Source organism: Methanosphaerula palustris E1-9c (assembly GCF_000021965.1).
Classification (GTDB): Archaea; Halobacteriota; Methanomicrobia; order Methanomicrobiales; family Methanospirillaceae; genus Methanosphaerula; species Methanosphaerula palustris.
Genome location: NC_011832.1, coordinates 538,349 through 553,458 on the forward strand (window position 1 = coordinate 538,349; position 15,110 = coordinate 553,458).

Consider the following 15,110-nt stretch of genomic DNA (forward strand, 5'->3'; position numbering starts at 1 on the left):
TATGTTTGAGGGGCTCAAAAGCAGGCTGCAGAAGGTTCAGCAGAAACTGGGCAGCAGCATCAAGGCTGCGGTCGCCTCGACCCCTGAAGAAGAGGAGGTGCAACAACCGCAGATCAGGGACACCTCATCTGTTCAGGTGGAAACGGTGCTGTCGGAGATTCCGACAGCATCAGAAGCAGATGAAGTTGTCTCTTCAACGGTCGTTGAATCGTTTTTAGAACCAGAGGTTGTTCCTGAACCAATAGTAACGCCCGTGGTTCGTCAGGATCTTTCGCCTAAGGTGAAGCAGCCCGCAGAAGAACCTTCCATCGTGACTCCTGTTCCTGAGAAGAAGGAGAAGGTCGGCTTTTTTAAGAAGATGAAGGTCTTTGTCAAGGAGCGCGAGCTGATCCTTGCAGAGTCCGATGTAAAGGATGTCCTCGACGAACTTGAGATGGTGCTGCTTGAGAATGATGTGGCGCTGCCAGTGACTGAGGAGATTCTCAGACATATCAGGCACGACCTGATCGGCTCGCACCGAAAGATTGGGACATCCCCTGATCTGATTGTGATGGAGACTCTAAAGGATGCCCTGCTCGATGTGCTCGGTGAGGGTTTCGATCTTCCTGCGTACATCCGGACGCATGACCGACCGGTGAAGATCCTCTTTACCGGGGTGAATGGCACCGGGAAGACGACGACGGTGGCCAAGGTCGGTGCGTTCCTGTTGAAGAACGGCTTTTCGGTAGTGATCGGTGCAGGGGATACCTTTCGCGCCGGTGCTATCGAACAGATCGATATCCATGCTGAGCGGCTTGGCATCAAGGTGATCCAGCATCAACAGGGTGGTGACCCGTCGGCTGTCCTCTTCGATACGGTCCAGTATGCGATCTCTCATCAGATCGATGTGGTCCTTGCTGATACTGCAGGACGATTCCATAACCGCGCTAACCTGATGAACCAGCTGGCCAAGGTCAAGCGTGTGATGAAGCCGGACCTGGTTGTCTATGTCGACGAGGCAGTGGCAGGGAACGATGCGGTGATCCGGGCGGAGGAGTTTGAGAAGACCGTCGGCGCGGACGCGGTCGTGCTGACCAAGGCAGATATGGATCCCAAGGGGGGGGCGGCTATCTCGATCGCCCATACGATCGGGAAACCGCTGATGTTCCTTGGGGTCGGGCAGGGGTACGAGGATCTGATCCCGTTCACCCCGGCCACCGTCGTCGACGACCTGCTTGGGGGTGAGTCCTGATGCTCGACCGACTCGGGTCGTCGTTGAAGGATGCCCTGAAGAAACTGGCTGGAAAGACGGTCGTGGATCGGGCGGCGGTCGAGGAACTGGTCAAGGACCTGCAGCGGGCCCTGATCCAATCTGATGTGAATGTCAAACTGGTGATGAACCTCTCGCAGGCGATCAAGACACGATCGCTCGAAGAGGAGCCCCTGAAAGGGATGGGGGTCCGTGAGCATGTGCTCCGGATCGTCTACCAGGAATTGGTGGGGCTGATGGGTCCTGAGGTGGAGGTGACCCTTGGACAGCAGACGATTCTGATGGCCGGGTTACAGGGGTCTGGAAAGACTACCACCACGGCGAAGCTGGCCCGTTACTTTCAGCGCAAAGGGCTCCGGGTCGCAGTGATCTGTGGGGATACGTTCCGCCCGGGGGCATACCAGCAGATCAGCACCCTCTGTCAGAAGATCAACGTCCCCTGTTTCGGAGACCCAAACGAGACCGATGCGGTAAAGATCGTGACCAAAGGTCTCAAATCGGTTGGTCAGGCCGAGGTGCTGATCATCGATACCCAGGGGCGGCATGCGCTTGAGGAGGGGCTGATTCAGGAGATCGTCGACCTGAACACCCTCTCAAAGGCTACGCACCGCTGGCTGGTGATCGATGCCGCCCTCGGTCAGCAGGCCAGTGAGCAGGCACGACGGTTCCACCAGGCAATCGATATCGATGGCGTGATCATCACGAAGATGGATGGCACGGCAAAGGGTGGTGGTGCCCTCTCGGCGGTTGCAGAGACGAAGAGTGGTATTGTCTTCATAGGTTCAGGGGAGACGATAGAGGATCTTGAACGGTTTGACCCTGACGGATTCATCTCCAGGCTGCTTGGGATGGGAGACTTGAAGGCCCTGGTCGAGCGGGCTGAAGAGGCGATCACCACTGAGGATGTCGATGTAAACTCGATGCTCCGGGGGAAGTTTACGCTGCGAGACATGTACAAACAGCTTGAGGCAGTCAACAAGATGGGGCCGCTGAAGCAGATCATGAGTATGCTCCCGCTCGGAAATGTGGATATCCCCAACGATGTCTATGAGGTGACCGGGACGAAGATGGTTCGGTACCGGATCATCATGGACTCGATGACCAATGAAGAACTGGACGATCCGGCGGTCATCGGTTCATCACGAATGCATCGGATTGCGACAGGTGCCGGCGCATCCCCTGACGAGGTGCGCGAACTTCTCCGGTATCACAAGACAATGCAGCGTGCCCTGAAGGGGATGCGCGGTGCCGGAGGAAAATTCAATATGCAACGTATGATGAAGCGTTTCAGTGGGAAGCAGTGAATATGACCTCTTTTGTTATCATAGGCCACCGGGCCACGACAAGTGGAACCTTCAGTCTGAACGATATGCCCGGGGCGGCCGGACGTATGGACATCCTCTGTAGATGTGTGAACACTACGTTCTTTCTCTCGCATGATCTGCGCAGGGATACTGTCTGTTACCTGATCCTCTCCGGAGGACCGGATCCTGAGAAGACGGTTCGATTCACCGGTGAGACGGTCAGGTACCTGAACCCGGACGAACGATCTGCCGGGTCCCTGATCAAGAAGGCCCTGGCCCACACCTGCACCGACCGGTTTACCGAGTCGACCCGGGGGGTCGAGGTGCGGTGGGGCGGGCTTGCACGTCTGCTCGAGGATGTCCCCTGTGCGGTCCTGGACGAACATGGCGAGGACATCAGGACAGCACCTGCCCTCCCCTCCGGATTTCTGCTCAGTGACCATCAGAACTTCACTGATGAGGAACTGCACCTGATCAGTTCACTTCCCCGGTATTCGGTTGGACCGAAATGCCTGCATGCAGATCACACCATAACGGTGGTGCTGAATGAACTCGATCGACGTGAGGCGAACCAGTGATGATTGAACAGGTGAAGGCGATCCTAGGATATGGCGAGATCTGTGACCACTGCCTTGGACGGTTCTATGGAAAACTGTCCTTTGGGCTGACCAATCAGGAACGGGGGCATGCCCTCCGGGTGGCGGCGGCGCTCGACGCCAATGAACCGTACCACCCGGCAGCAGGGGTTTGCTGGGTCTGCAACAATCTCTTCGACCAGGTCGGTCTCTGGGCTGAGAAAGTTTGTACTGCCCTCGAGGGGCTCGAGTATTCGACGATTCTGGTCGGGACCCGGGTTCCACCGTTGCTGACCGAGAGCGAGGAGATGGTCTGGTCAGATCAGAATCTCCGCTCACCCGAACCACTCAAGTCTGAGATGAACCGGGAGGTTGGCAAGGCGGTCTCTGCTAAGACCGGCCGCATGGTCGACTTCAAGCACCCAGATGTGGTTGTGATCCTGGATATAGCCGGTGATCAGGTCGAAGTGCAGGTGAACCCGATCTTCATCTATGGCAGGTACCAGAAGTTTGAACGGGGGATCCCGCAGACCCATTGGGACTGCCGGGCCTGTCATGGCAGTGGCTGTGAAGCCTGTAACTTCACCGGCAAGCAGTATGCCGACTCGGTCGAGGAATTGGTCGGCAGGCCGGTTATGGTCCTGCTGAAGGCCACTGGTGCCGTTCTGCATGGTGCAGGGAGGGAGGATATCGATGCCCGGATGATCGGCACAGGAAGGCCGTTCATCCTTGAAGTGGACACGCCTCAGATCCGGTCGGCTGACCTCAAAGAACTTGAACTGGCCGTCAACACCGCTGCAGCAGGCAGGGTTGCTGTAGAGTTCGACCGGTGGGCGCTGCGGACCGAGGTGGAAACCCTTAAGTCCAACAAAGCGCATAAAAAATACAGGATCCTGGTAGAGGTCGAAGGCGATCTGTCAGAGGATGAGCTGAATCTGGCTCTGAATCGCCTGCAGGGGGTCACAATACATCAGCGCACACCCCGCCGGGTTGCCCATAGACGGGCAGACAAGATCAGGGAGCGTGATGTCCTTGAGATCAGGTGTCTTGGTATCGAAGAAGGCAGGTATTCAATCGAGGTTCTCGGTGAAGCCGGCCTTTATATCAAGGAACTGATCTCAGGGGATGATGGCAGGACACGCCCCAGTCTTACGGAGATCCTTGGAAGACCTGCTCAGGTGACCAGCCTTGATGTAGTGCTGGTCGAAGAAATGGCAAATGGAGGAGAGTAATCATGGCACATCATAACGGCCCACGAAAGAAGACACGGTATAAGTTCAAGAAGGATCTCCGCAAGCGCGGTATCGTCCCAGTGACATCCCTGATTCAGCACTTCGAGATTGGACAGAGTGTACACATCGTCTGTGAGCCAAGCATCCAGAAGGGGATGCCCCACCGCCGGTTCCATGGAAAGACCGGTAAGGTGATCGGCCAGCGCGGAAGGGCCTGGATGCTCACGATCTTCGATGGCAACATGGAGAAGATTGTGATTGCAAGACCGCAACATCTAAAAGCTCAAAAATAAAAGTCTCCCATCAATCAGGTGTTTGGCATGAAGGTAAAAGGCATCATCAGCGAAGAGAAGGTTACGCTTCCGGAAGTCAGGGATACCCTTGGTCGAGTGGAAGCGCAGCGTCTTGGGGCAGAACAGGAAATGTCGTATGAGCTTCGCAGAAGCATTGAGCATGCCAATCACCTTGCAAAGACCAGTCCGGAACAGTCACGGGCGTTGGTGGAATCCCTGCTGGCGCTTGAGAAGATGAAACCTGATATTGCGTATCGTATCGCCAATATCATGCCTAAATCGCGTGACGAACTCCGGGCCATCTATGCAAAGGAACGCTATACCCTGACCGGGGAAGAACTGGACGAGATCATTGACCTGGTTATGACCCACTTCTGAGGTGAGTCACATGAAGGTCGATAAGAAGGAGCTTAACGCAGTAGTGCTGGACGTCCTCCTCAAAGGAAGTCCGGACGATCACCGGTCAGGGTTCAAGCGTGAGCCATTGGTGATGGCCGTCGGTACCGAGCAGTTCAAACTGCTCGAACTGGTGCCCAAGAAGGTGGAGATCAACATCCATGAGCGCATCTACATCGGTGACGGCGAGCGCGAGAAGATCGAACGGGTGAAACGCCGTATTTTTTATCAGGATCTATCTCAGGTAGCGAAGCTTGAACTTCCGTTTGTCGTCGAGAAACTGGTGCTCGAGAACGAACAGATCTATGTCAAGTTCTTCAACACGTCCGTTCCGATCAGTTCGAAGTTACATATGCTTCACCTGCTCCCCGGCATCGGCAAGAAGCTGATGTGGGAGATCCTGGATGCCCGAGGGAAGAAGCCGTTTGAAAGTTTTGCTGATATTTCGCAGCGGATCAAAGGGATTCCCCATCCGGAGATCATGATCAAGAATCGGATCCTCGAAGAGATCGAAGATCCTGATGTGAAATACCATATCTTCACGTCGAAATGAAAGCTCCACGGGATCAGCATTTTCTGGTCGATCAGAGAGCGATCGATCGGATCATCGAATGTGCCGGCGTTGATGGGAAGTCTGTCCTTGAGATCGGTCCCGGAGAGGGTGTGTTGACCCGGGCCCTGCTCGATGCAGGGGCTACGGTCAGTGCGATCGAGGTGGACCGAACATTGATCGCCCACCTCACTGACCGCTTCGTCGATGAGATCCGGTCTGGATTTCTCACCCTGATCGAGGGGGATGCGGCCAGGTGCCCGTTTCCTCCTTTTGAGGTGATGGTGGCGAACCTTCCCTATTCTATATCGTCCCCGATCACCTTTCGTCTGCTCGATACCGACTTCTCGTCAGCCGTGCTCATGTACCAGCGGGAGTTTGCTGCACGGATGGCAGCTCCGGTGGGCACCTCGGGTTGCGGGCGTCTTTCGGTAATGGTGCAGACCTATGCCCTGGTCGAGGAGTGTTTCACCCTTTCGCCGTTCAGCTTCAACCCACCCCCTGCGGTCGACTCGATGGTGGTCAGGATCAGACCATACGGCCCGATCTTTCCAATCACAGACAGGTCAGTCTATGCTGCCGTGGTCAGGATCCTCTTCTCTCAGCGGAGGAAGACGGTCAGAAACGGTCTGAAGGGTGGGATCGGGATCTATGGAAAACCGGCGATCGCTGGGGTGATCGAGGCCCTCCCTGAGGAGATCCTGGGGGCCAGGCCCCAGACACTGTACCTTGAAGATTATGCAACGATCGCAAACCTTGTTTCTGAACGATCAGGTCTATCAACCTGAGGCGGATACGCTCCTCCTCTGTAGGGTAGCCTGCAGCACTGCGATGCCCGACGATCGAGTTCTCGAGGTTGGGACCGGCAGTGGCTATGTAGCCGCTGCATTGAAGGATTGTTGCACTGTCGTCGGGTTGGACATCAACCCTCATGCGGTGATGGCAGCGAAAGCTCGTGGTGTGGAGGTGGTCAGATCAGATCTCTGTGCGGGATTCAGGGGGCCGTTTGACCTGATCCTCTTCAACCCTCCCTACCTGCCGACCCTGCCGGAGGAACGGATCGATGACTGGCTTGAGTACGCTCTCGATGGAGGCCTGACCGGTCGGGATGTGATCGCACGTTTTGCAGCAGAGGTCGGTCGGGTGCTCGCGCCGGAGGGACGGATTCTTCTGTTGATCTCATCATTGACCGGTTATGATGAGGTTGCGGCTATCTTCACGGGGCTTGGATTCCAGATCATCCGGGCTGCAGATGAGCAGGTCTGTGATGAACTCCTCTCTGTACTCTGTATCAGGAGAGCCTGAACGGCATGGCGCACACGCTGAACCTGTCGTCTGATCAGTCTTTCTCTCTCTCGCTGACGCTGGGGTGCGGGCAGGCCTTCCGGTGGGAGCAGGACGAAGCCGGATGGTGGGAAGGGGTCGTCGGGGATGAGGTGATCCGGGTCCGCCAGGAAGATCGGTCGCTGACCTTCACCGGAACCAGTGAAGAACGCCTGATCGAGTACTTCGCCCTGGACATGGATCTCGCACATGTGCTGGAGACGATCGATCGAGATCCGTTCATCCATGCGGCGATTGAGGAGTGTGCTGGCCTTCGGATCCTCAGGCAGCCCTCCTGGGAGTGCCTCCTCTCCTACCTCTGCGCGACCAATACCAACATTCCAATGGTGAAGAAACGGGTCCGTCTCCTCGCCGAGAGCCTGGGGGAACGGATCCCCGGCACTGACCAGTTCGCCTTTCCTGTACCATCCGTCTTCAACGAAACCTGTGCCGAACCACTCGACCATTGTAGACTGGGGTACCGGAAAGGGTATCTCGCCACGACGGCGTGCCAGCTCGCTGCTGAGGGGGGATGGGAGGGACGGGTCCGGGCTCAACCATTCGAGGAGGCACGACAGGTACTGACCAGGCTTCCTGGTATCGGACCTAAGGCAGCCGACTGTGTCCTCCTCTTTGGTTTTTCGCGGTACGAGGCGTTCCCGGTCGATGTCTGGATCCGGCGAATCATGCAGCAGTTCTACCCTGAAACTGCTGCAGAGGGATCGTTCACCCCCAAAGAATACGAGCGGATTCGGCGGTTTGCCTGGGAATATTTTGGTGAATATGCCGGCTATGCCCAGGAATACCTCTACGGAGCCCGGATGGGAGCAGCCCAGATCCCCTGATGGATTTTAATTTTGAATGGTTTTAAAAACAGAAATGGGATGGGCTCACGCACTGCCGGCATCCCTGTTCACATGTGACCTGTCGATTGCATTGATAGCGGTGCGTGCGCCATCCAGAGGTGTTTGGTTGGAATAGTGTGTGTTCATCCCTGATCAGCAGCAACCACCTGCCTGGCCCCTGATCAACCGTGCCCGGACCTCGTTCTTTCCAAGTTGCTCACGCTCGATGGTGAATCCTCTCTGATCGGCCTCGAGTTCGATCCAGGGAGGGACATGGTCGCAGATGATCTCCAGAGAGGCGAACTCTCTCTGGCGGATGAACTGTAACAGGACCTGCTTACTGGTGATCTCCGGTGTCTTTACCTGGATATCCTTGATCGAGATGCTGAAGTGGCCTGGTATCAGTTCGACCGGGGTCGGCACTCCCGATTCCAGTGCCGGCTTATCCGCTTCAGCCAGTTCTTCCTCCTCCTCTTCCCAGACATAATTCAGGAACTCATCGGTGGTTCCGGTGATCTCCCAGACATGGCACCGGGCCTTCTCCAGTTCGAAGAAGAGTGCCCCGCTGGCGGATTGCGCAACGAAGATCCGGCATTCCTGAAGGAACAGGATGAGTTCGGCCGTCATCTGGCGCATCTCCCGCAGACTTTTGCACTGGTCTGGGGTGAATCCCATCTCCCGGTCCACCTCCCAGATCCCCAGCCTGCGGTGAAAGACCACGACTCTTCCTGGCTCTCCCAGGGTAATGGTCCGATCGTCCGCCCCCAGCATCGTTGCAATCTCGTGAACTCTCATCGTTTCATCCCCCATCATATCACCAGGCGATCGACCACGGTGCCCCCCTCGATGTGCTCATCGAGGATCTCTCCCACATCGTCGGGGGTCACCGATCCGTACCAGATGTTGTCGGGATACACCACAACGATCGGTCCCTTCTCACAGATTCCGAAACAACCGGTGTTGGTGATGAAGACCTCGTTTCCGAGTTCGCGATCCTCGATCTCCTCCATGAACCTCATCATGACATCGACCCCCTCCTTGTTGTGGCAGAACCCCTTCTGCTGGCCGGTGGGTCGGGAACTCGTACAGATAAATATATGGTGGACTGGTTTTTGCATATCAGATACCTCCTCTGGTGATCATCTCGTCTTTTCGCTGCTGCCGATAGGAACTGTACTTTGCCTCCAGCAGCGTGTTGGTGAACCGGTCGAGGAATGCCAGTGTCCCCGCATATCCAGCGGAGAGAAGCCGCTGACCTCCAACCCGGTCATGTATGGGAAATCCCACCCTGACGATGGGGATCCCCTGTCGTTCGGTCAGGGACCGTCCCCCTGAATGGCCGATGGCGATATTTGCCTTCGTCGTGCAGGCTGCCTCTGAAATGGCGGCGATGTCGGCCTCCTCAAGGAGCACCGGCGCTTCATCAGCATCTGCCAGTTGGGGTGTGAGCACCTCCTCCAGCCGGCTGTTCCTGGTTCCGCTGGCGATGACTGCTGGAATGGCTCCGTTCTCCAGGCAAAGGCTGACACAGGCGTTGACCAGTTCAGGCTCACCATAGATGACCGGGCGTCCTTCTGCATTGTACTTGTGGGAGTCCGCCATCCCATCGAGGAGCCATCCCCGCTCCAGGGCCAGGGTTTCGGGCAGCGGCCGGCCGCTCAGTCTCTGCAGGGTCTCCATCAGCCGGTCGGTGTTCTGGAGGCCAATCGGTAACGGCAGGGTGATCAGCGGGACGCCGAACTGCTTCTGCAGGTACAGCCCCGGCGACAGGTCGTCCGGGCAGGTCAGCCCGAACTGGACGGTAGCCCGTGCCCCGGGCATCGCTGCGATGTCGGCGGTGCTGGTGCCGCCTGGCGGGATCTTCTGGTACCGTCCCCCAAAGGGGCGGTCCAGGGTCATGGAGTAGTCGGGGATCAGCATGTACTCAAGCCCCATCAGATCGAAGATCCGCTTGATCTCACGAATATCCGCCGGGCTGATATGGGGGATGATCACATTGATCCGCTGGTGCGGTTCGGTCGGTCTGGCAAAGTAGGCGATGAGGTCTCTTGTCGCCGCCCAGAATCCCTCGGTGTGGCTCCCCGCATAACTCGGTGTGGCCACCGGGATGATGTCTATCCCCTCGGTACTCCGTTCCCTGGTGTAGGACTCGATCATCCGCGTGAGGTCCTCTCCCATCGTCTCTGCGAGGCAGGAGGTGACGATCCCGAGCACCTTCGGCTCATAAACCCTGATCACGTTGTCCAGTGCCTTCTTCAGGTTCTTCTCCCCGCCGTAGATGGTCTGTTTCTCGTTGAGAGCTGATGACGCCACATCGATCGGTTCGTTGTAATGTTCGACATTTGCGAGCCGCATGTAGGTGCTGCATCCCTGGGAACCGTGCACCAGCACCATCGCCCCTTCGATCCCCTTGAAGGCGACGACGCCCCCGAGGGGCATACACATCTGGCACTGGTTCTCGTTCACCTGTCGTACCCGTGTTTCACTCATTGGTTCAGTCCTCCTTACAAGGGGGAGTCTGTTTCAGGTGCTTCCAGACTGGGGAGCAGGTGGTGATGTATACCTCTCTCGCGAACCGGACGGCTCCTTCGAAGCCGGCCAGGCATTCCTTCCGGTCATGGTTGTGATCGACGAAGCCGATCCCCAGTTTAAAGGCGAGTACCCGTTCCTTCACACCGCCAGCCATCATGTCGACCTCCTTCTCCAGCAGGAACTTCTCAAGCTCTGCCGGATTGGCGTCGTCGATGATGACCGTCCCTTCGTCTACCATATCACGGATCCGGTCGTACTCCTCCTGTTTGCCGGTCTGCGTCCCGGTGAAGACCACCTCCATCCCCAGTTCCTGCAACTGGCGGATGATGGCCACCGCTTTGAAGGCGCCGCCCACATAGATGGCCGCACGTTTTCCGGTCAGTTTCTCCCGATACTTCTGGATCGCTGGCTGGATATTCTTCATCTCCCGATCGATCAGGACCTCGGTCCTGCGCATGATCTCCTCGTCCTCATAGAATTCGGCGATCTTTCGCAGGCTCTCTGCCGTATTCTCTGCGCCGAAGAAGTTCACATCGATATAAGGGGTACCGAATGTCCGTTCCAGGTTCTGAGCCACCCAGTGCATGGACCCGGTGCACTGCACAATATTCAGGCATGCCCCTGGTGCCTGCTTCAGGGCGGCCACTGTAGAGTCCCCGGTGAAGGCCACGTTGATCTCGATCCCGATCTCTCTGAGATAGCGTTCGACGAGCCATTTCTCCCCGCCCAGATTGTATTCTCCAAGGAAGTTCAGCTTCCTGGTCATCTGGACGGTCTCCCCTTCTTTGGGGGTGATCAGTTTCAGCAGTGCTTCAGCCGCTGCCCGGTAGCCGATCACCTTGTTCCCAGACATGAACCCGGTGGACTCCACCGGGATCACATCGATCTGGTGCCGCGCTGAGGCAGCCTTGCAGACAGCGATGATATCGTCGCCGATCATCCCAACCACGCAGGTCGAGTACACGAACACTGCCGGAGGATGATACTTGGTAACGACCTCATCGATGCAGGCGGCGAGTTTCTTCTCTCCGCCAAAGACGACATCCTTCTCTTTGAGATCGGTGGAGAAACTGTTTCGATACAGTTCTGACCCGCTGGAGAGGCTCCCCCGGATGTCCATAGTGTACGTGGCACAGCCGATCGGACCGTGGACCAGGTGAATCGCGTCCGTTACCGGGTTCAGTACCACCCGTGCTCCACAGAAGACGCAGGCCCGCTGGCTGACTGAGCCGGCCATGCTATCGTCAGAGCAGTGGATACTGCTCTTATTTCTCCCGGTGGTTATGATCGATCGCTGCCGTTCATCGATACATGCACCAGACCCAACGTCCAGTACGCCTGTCTCTTCCATATGTCATCATCCTCCGATTCGAGTATTTTTTGTTTATAATACCAGTTCGTAGTCCTCGTCCAGGCAGTCGCGATCCCGCCGTTCGAGGAGCGCGTTGCTGATCATCTCGATCAGCCGCAGGGCACCCCGGTAGCCGACGATCGGCATCAGGGGCTGCACTGCCCGATCGAGGATCGGGAAACCGACCCTGACCAGGGGGATGTCCTCGGCCCGTGCAATATATTTGCCGTAGGTGGTCCCGATCAGCAGGTCCACCGGTTCGTCTTTGATCCACTGGTGCAGTTCGAAGAGATCGCCTTCGGCCTTGACATGGCTCTCTGTGATGCCGGCTTCTTCAAGCATCTCTCTGATCTCCTTCTCGAACCGTTTCCCGGGGGTGCCAGTCAGCACGTGGACCGGGATCATGCCCATCGTTAACAGGAATTCGGTCAGAGGGATCACGATGTCTGGATCCCCGAATACAGCAACCTTCTTTCCCTGATAGTGGAAGTTGGTGTCGATGAGGGTGTCGACTACCTGCCCCCGTTCGATGGTCAGGGACTGGGGGACATCCACGCCGAACCCATCCTTTATAGCCATGATCAGGTCGTCGGTCGCCTTGATACCGATCGGTACCTTCAGGGGGACACCGGGAACGCTGCATTTCTCCTGGAGGAGGTTGCCCGCTGCGTCAGAGGACCAGGACCCGAGTGCCAGGGTCAACTTAGAGTTCCCTGAATCCCGGATTGATTCGATGGTTGCTCCTCCATCCGCGTACATCGTATACCTGTTCGTCAGCGGTGAATCGAGCACCCCGGTGGTGTCCGGATACATGATCAGCGGGACACCGAGATCTCCGACGATCCGTTTGATCTCTCGCATGTCACCGGGATTGACGAATCCTGGCAGGATGTTCACCTGCTCCTTCTTCTCAGTCCCACTTGATTCTGCCAGGTATGAGACGATCGCCTTGCACATGTTTGAGAACCCAGTGACATGGGACCCCACATAACTGGGTGTGTTGGCATGGATGACGACCTTCCCTTCAGGAACCTCAGCCTGTTTGATGATGTTGGGGATATCGTCTCCGATCGTCTCTGAAAGGCAGGTGGTGTGGACGGCCATGATGTCGGGGTTGTAGATCTCAAAGACATTCTTGATCGATGTCTTGAGGTTGGCCGCACCACCGAAGACCGAAGCTCCTTCGGTGAAGGAACTGGACGAGGCCAGCACCGGTTCACGGAAGTGGCGGGTGAGATGCATCCGGTGATAGGCGCAGCATCCCTGCGAGCCATGGCTGTGGGGCAGGCAGCCGTGTATACCCAAGGAGGCATACATGGCTCCGAGTGGCTGACAGGTCTTGGCTGGATTGATCTTTCCTATCGTGTGCTCCACCGGTTCTTTTGGGATACATTCAAGCATTGCTATCACTCCTTGATCTGTTTTGGTCTTCCCATGGTGCCGTTACCAGTTTCCAGGCCGGGGTCACCAGCGCGTTCGCCACGTCCTCGGCGAAGATCAGGGAACCGTTGAAGCCGGCATAAGGGCCGCTGTAGTCATACGAGTGCATCTGTTTCGCCGGGACACCCATCTTGTGAACGATATACTTGTCCCTGACTCCTGAGAAGAAGAGATCCGGTTTTATCATCCTGATCAGTTCTTCGACCTCGTGATGGTTGGCGTCATCCAGGATCACCTCTCCGTCCTTCATCTCAGGGATCATCCCCTGGTAACTGTTGAAGGCAATCCTGCTGGATAGTTCGTCGTACTTCTCCTTTGACATCTTCAGGTGGACATGTGCCTCCTGGTATAACTCCTCGTCTGGGGTTGGATGGAGTTCCGGAATGTTCTTGGAGTCGGCGTCGCTCTTGATGGTTGGGATCACTTGCCGTCCCTCATAGTCATCGCGGTGGGCAAACTCGTAACCTGCGACCACCACGTCCATACCCAGGTCTCGGAGAAGGGCCTGGTAATGGTGACTCCTGGACCCTCCGACAAAGATGAATGCAGTCTTTCCCTGGCAGATCTTCCGGTACTGTTCCAATGCGGGGGTCACCCGAGCCAGTTCCCTGGCGATCACCATCTCGGTTCGTTCGATCAGTTTTTCATCATTGAAGCACTGGGCGATCTCGCGGAGCGAGGCCATGGTGGCGGTGACCCCGATGAAGTTGACCTTCAGCCATGGGATACCATACTTGGTCTCCATCATCTCGGCGATGTAGTTGATCGAACGGTGGCACTGAACCAGATTCAGGTCGGCAATGTGCAGATTCCGGATCTTCTCATAACTGGCGTCCCCTGTCATGATGCAGTTCAGGGTGTAGCCGATATCCTTTAGGATCCGTTCCAGTTCCCATCCATCCCCTCCGATGTTGTACTCCCCGAGGATGTTGATCACATAATCGTCCGGGTTCTTTTCGGCGGTTCCCTTTCCGATCACATGCTCCATCAGATTGTTGTTCGCTATATGGTGTCCTGCCGACTGGCTGACCCCTTTATACCCTTCGCAGTTGAACGAGAGGACCTGGATCCCGTGCCGCTCTTCAGCGGCCTTCGCCACTGCATTGATATCATCACCGATCAGACCGACTGGACAGGTGGCGCAGATCGAGACCGCCCGTGGATGGAAGATCTCGACAACCTGGTCGATCATCTTGGCCAGTTTCTTGTCCCCGCCGAAGACGATGTCGCTCTCCTGCATATCGGTGGTGAAGCAGAGGGGAGTGAAGACCTTCTCTGGAGGAGTCGTGTCATCAGCCCGTGCTTTGTTTCGCCGGGTTCCCCAGGCGTAATATGAGCAGCCGACTGGACCATGGACGATATGTACCATGTCCTTGATCGGTCCGACGACCACACCTTTGCAGCCGGCATAGGCACAACCACGCTGGGAGATGATGCCCGGGATCGTCCGGGTGTTCGCCTCGATCTGCTGACAGGCCTCGGCTGAGTTCTTCAGGATGAGATGCTTCTTCCGGTTCTTTTTGACCTTGTCCGGGTAACGACTGAGCATCTCCTCCAGTTGTTCTTCAGTTATTGACATTATCATTCACTCCTCGTTTACCAGATGGCCGCGTCACCCGATTCACCGGTCCGGACACGTACCGCATCGTCCACAGGCAGCACCAGGATGATCCCGTCGCCCACCTTTCGTTCAGTTATATTGACCTTCGTGATGGCCTCGACGATCCTGGGTACATCCTCATCATGGGCCAGGATGGTGAAGAGACGGCGGGGGAAGAACCGGGAGTCGTCCAGAAAACTGGTGACCTCCTGCTCTGCTTCCTCCACTTCATTGATATCGTCGATGGCCATGGCCAGCAGTTTCTCCTTGCACGGTTCGATCACCGCAGTGTCCTCGACCAGTTTGCCTCGTCCGAGTACCTTGAGGGCGGTGAAACCGGCGACCCCCGTCTCTACCAGAGCTCTCTTGGTGACGCCAGTCTTCTTCATCCGCACTATGGCCATAATCTCTTTCATTGCA

Annotated in this window: 17 protein-coding genes; 10 read left to right on the forward strand and 7 right to left on the reverse strand. The window is 56.6% G+C overall.

From position 1 onward, the window contains the following. Nucleotide 1 precedes the first annotated feature (1 nt). The 10 genes from ftsY to MPAL_RS02790 are packed head-to-tail and all read left to right on the forward strand — an operon-like array spanning nucleotide 2 to nucleotide 7,767. A complete protein-coding gene (gene ftsY, locus MPAL_RS02745; protein WP_012617235.1) occupies nucleotides 2–1,231 on the forward strand; it encodes a signal recognition particle-docking protein FtsY in 1,230 nt (409 codons plus the stop codon). Further along, the gene (locus MPAL_RS02750; protein WP_012617236.1) at nucleotides 1,231–2,553 is read left to right on the forward strand and encodes a signal recognition particle protein Srp54; all 1,323 of its coding nucleotides are present in this window, start codon (nucleotides 1,231–1,233) and stop codon (nucleotides 2,551–2,553) included. The genes ftsY and MPAL_RS02750 overlap by 1 nt, the downstream gene beginning before the upstream one ends. Nucleotides 2,554–2,555: 2 nt before the next feature. Then, a complete protein-coding gene (gene trmY / locus MPAL_RS02755) occupies nucleotides 2,556–3,131 on the forward strand; it encodes a tRNA (pseudouridine(54)-N(1))-methyltransferase TrmY (protein WP_012617237.1) in 576 nt (191 codons plus the stop codon). Continuing rightward, nucleotides 3,131–4,360 (forward strand): tRNA pseudouridine(54/55) synthase Pus10, encoded by a 1,230-nt coding sequence (locus MPAL_RS02760; protein ID WP_012617238.1) that lies wholly within the window; start codon nucleotides 3,131–3,133, stop codon nucleotides 4,358–4,360. The genes trmY and MPAL_RS02760 overlap by 1 nt, the downstream gene beginning before the upstream one ends. Before the next feature lie 2 nt (nucleotides 4,361–4,362). Then, nucleotides 4,363–4,653 (forward strand): 50S ribosomal protein L21e, encoded by a 291-nt coding sequence (locus tag MPAL_RS02765; protein WP_012617239.1) that lies wholly within the window; start codon nucleotides 4,363–4,365, stop codon nucleotides 4,651–4,653. A gap of 27 nt (nucleotides 4,654–4,680) precedes the next feature. Beyond that, on the forward strand, nucleotides 4,681–5,031 hold the full coding sequence (locus MPAL_RS02770) for an RNA polymerase Rpb4 family protein (protein ID WP_012617240.1): 351 nt from the start codon (nucleotides 4,681–4,683) through the stop codon (nucleotides 5,029–5,031). Nucleotides 5,032–5,041: 10 nt separating this feature from the next. Beyond that, nucleotides 5,042–5,602, forward strand: a complete 561-nt coding sequence (locus MPAL_RS02775; RefSeq protein ID WP_012617241.1) for a DUF655 domain-containing protein — start codon at nucleotides 5,042–5,044, stop codon at nucleotides 5,600–5,602. Next, nucleotides 5,599–6,387 carry a 16S rRNA (adenine(1518)-N(6)/adenine(1519)-N(6))-dimethyltransferase RsmA gene (gene rsmA, locus MPAL_RS02780; protein WP_012617242.1) on the forward strand — a complete coding sequence of 263 codons (789 nt, stop codon included), beginning with the start codon at nucleotides 5,599–5,601 and terminating at the stop codon, nucleotides 6,385–6,387. Before MPAL_RS02775 ends, rsmA begins: the two co-directional genes overlap by 4 nt. Next, nucleotides 6,338–6,904: a HemK2/MTQ2 family protein methyltransferase gene (locus MPAL_RS02785; protein ID WP_012617243.1), complete on the forward strand. Its 567-nt coding sequence runs from the start codon at nucleotides 6,338–6,340 to the stop codon at nucleotides 6,902–6,904. The genes rsmA and MPAL_RS02785 overlap by 50 nt, the downstream gene beginning before the upstream one ends. Before the next feature lie 5 nt (nucleotides 6,905–6,909). Next, complete coding sequence (locus MPAL_RS02790) at nucleotides 6,910–7,767, forward strand: DNA-3-methyladenine glycosylase family protein (protein WP_012617244.1); 858 nt, start codon at nucleotides 6,910–6,912, stop codon at nucleotides 7,765–7,767. 153 nt (nucleotides 7,768–7,920) lie between these two features. Here the strand turns inward: MPAL_RS02790 and MPAL_RS02795 are convergent, their stop codons facing one another. Genes MPAL_RS02795 through MPAL_RS02825 form a run of 7 tightly spaced genes read right to left on the reverse strand, consistent with a single transcriptional unit; the run spans nucleotide 7,921 to nucleotide 15,106 of the window. Continuing rightward, a complete protein-coding gene (locus MPAL_RS02795; RefSeq protein WP_048145604.1) occupies nucleotides 7,921–8,562 on the reverse strand; it encodes a Fe-only nitrogenase accessory AnfO family protein in 642 nt (213 codons plus the stop codon). A 14-nt stretch (nucleotides 8,563–8,576) separates the two neighbouring features. Then, nucleotides 8,577–8,885: a 2Fe-2S ferredoxin gene (locus tag MPAL_RS02800; protein ID WP_012617246.1), complete on the reverse strand. Its 309-nt coding sequence runs from the start codon at nucleotides 8,883–8,885 to the stop codon at nucleotides 8,577–8,579. Between the two features lies 1 nt (nucleotide 8,886). Beyond that, nucleotides 8,887–10,257, reverse strand: a complete 1,371-nt coding sequence (locus MPAL_RS02805; RefSeq protein WP_012617247.1) for a nitrogenase component 1 — start codon at nucleotides 10,255–10,257, stop codon at nucleotides 8,887–8,889. A gap of 4 nt (nucleotides 10,258–10,261) precedes the next feature. Continuing rightward, on the reverse strand, nucleotides 10,262–11,650 hold the full coding sequence (gene nifE, locus MPAL_RS02810) for a nitrogenase iron-molybdenum cofactor biosynthesis protein NifE (protein WP_012617248.1): 1,389 nt from the start codon (nucleotides 11,648–11,650) through the stop codon (nucleotides 10,262–10,264). 33 nt (nucleotides 11,651–11,683) lie between these two features. Continuing rightward, complete coding sequence (gene nifK / locus MPAL_RS02815; protein WP_012617249.1) at nucleotides 11,684–13,051, reverse strand: nitrogenase molybdenum-iron protein subunit beta; 1,368 nt, start codon at nucleotides 13,049–13,051, stop codon at nucleotides 11,684–11,686. Next, nucleotides 13,044–14,669: a nitrogenase molybdenum-iron protein alpha chain gene (nifD, locus tag MPAL_RS02820; RefSeq protein WP_012617250.1), complete on the reverse strand. Its 1,626-nt coding sequence runs from the start codon at nucleotides 14,667–14,669 to the stop codon at nucleotides 13,044–13,046. The genes nifK and nifD overlap by 8 nt, the downstream gene beginning before the upstream one ends. A gap of 17 nt (nucleotides 14,670–14,686) precedes the next feature. Then, nucleotides 14,687–15,106: a P-II family nitrogen regulator gene (locus tag MPAL_RS02825; RefSeq protein WP_012617251.1), complete on the reverse strand. Its 420-nt coding sequence runs from the start codon at nucleotides 15,104–15,106 to the stop codon at nucleotides 14,687–14,689. Nucleotides 15,107–15,110 lie beyond the last annotated feature (4 nt).

Excerpts from the sequence above, each read along its gene's own strand:
- ftsY (WP_012617235.1), top strand. The coding sequence starts at position 2 with ATGTTTGAGGGGCTCAAAAGCAGGCTGCAGAAGGTTCAGCAGAAACTG.
- MPAL_RS02750 (WP_012617236.1), top strand. The coding sequence starts at position 1,231 with ATGCTCGACCGACTCGGGTCGTCGTTGAAGGATGCCCTGAAGAAACTG.
- trmY (WP_012617237.1), top strand. The coding sequence starts at position 2,556 with ATGACCTCTTTTGTTATCATAGGCCACCGGGCCACGACAAGTGGAACC.
- MPAL_RS02760 (WP_012617238.1), top strand. The coding sequence starts at position 3,131 with ATGATTGAACAGGTGAAGGCGATCCTAGGATATGGCGAGATCTGTGAC.
- MPAL_RS02765 (WP_012617239.1), top strand. The coding sequence starts at position 4,363 with ATGGCACATCATAACGGCCCACGAAAGAAGACACGGTATAAGTTCAAG.
- MPAL_RS02770 (WP_012617240.1), top strand. The coding sequence starts at position 4,681 with ATGAAGGTAAAAGGCATCATCAGCGAAGAGAAGGTTACGCTTCCGGAA.
- MPAL_RS02775 (WP_012617241.1), top strand. The coding sequence starts at position 5,042 with ATGAAGGTCGATAAGAAGGAGCTTAACGCAGTAGTGCTGGACGTCCTC.
- rsmA (WP_012617242.1), top strand. The coding sequence starts at position 5,599 with ATGAAAGCTCCACGGGATCAGCATTTTCTGGTCGATCAGAGAGCGATC.
- MPAL_RS02785 (WP_012617243.1), top strand. The coding sequence starts at position 6,338 with ATGCAACGATCGCAAACCTTGTTTCTGAACGATCAGGTCTATCAACCT.
- MPAL_RS02790 (WP_012617244.1), top strand. The coding sequence starts at position 6,910 with ATGGCGCACACGCTGAACCTGTCGTCTGATCAGTCTTTCTCTCTCTCG.
- MPAL_RS02795 (WP_048145604.1), bottom strand. The coding sequence starts at position 8,562 with ATGAGAGTTCACGAGATTGCAACGATGCTGGGGGCGGACGATCGGACC.
- MPAL_RS02800 (WP_012617246.1), bottom strand. The coding sequence starts at position 8,885 with ATGCAAAAACCAGTCCACCATATATTTATCTGTACGAGTTCCCGACCC.
- MPAL_RS02805 (WP_012617247.1), bottom strand. The coding sequence starts at position 10,257 with ATGAGTGAAACACGGGTACGACAGGTGAACGAGAACCAGTGCCAGATG.
- nifE (WP_012617248.1), bottom strand. The coding sequence starts at position 11,650 with ATGGAAGAGACAGGCGTACTGGACGTTGGGTCTGGTGCATGTATCGAT.
- nifK (WP_012617249.1), bottom strand. The coding sequence starts at position 13,051 with ATGCTTGAATGTATCCCAAAAGAACCGGTGGAGCACACGATAGGAAAG.
- nifD (WP_012617250.1), bottom strand. The coding sequence starts at position 14,669 with ATGTCAATAACTGAAGAACAACTGGAGGAGATGCTCAGTCGTTACCCG.
- MPAL_RS02825 (WP_012617251.1), bottom strand. The coding sequence starts at position 15,106 with ATGAAAGAGATTATGGCCATAGTGCGGATGAAGAAGACTGGCGTCACC.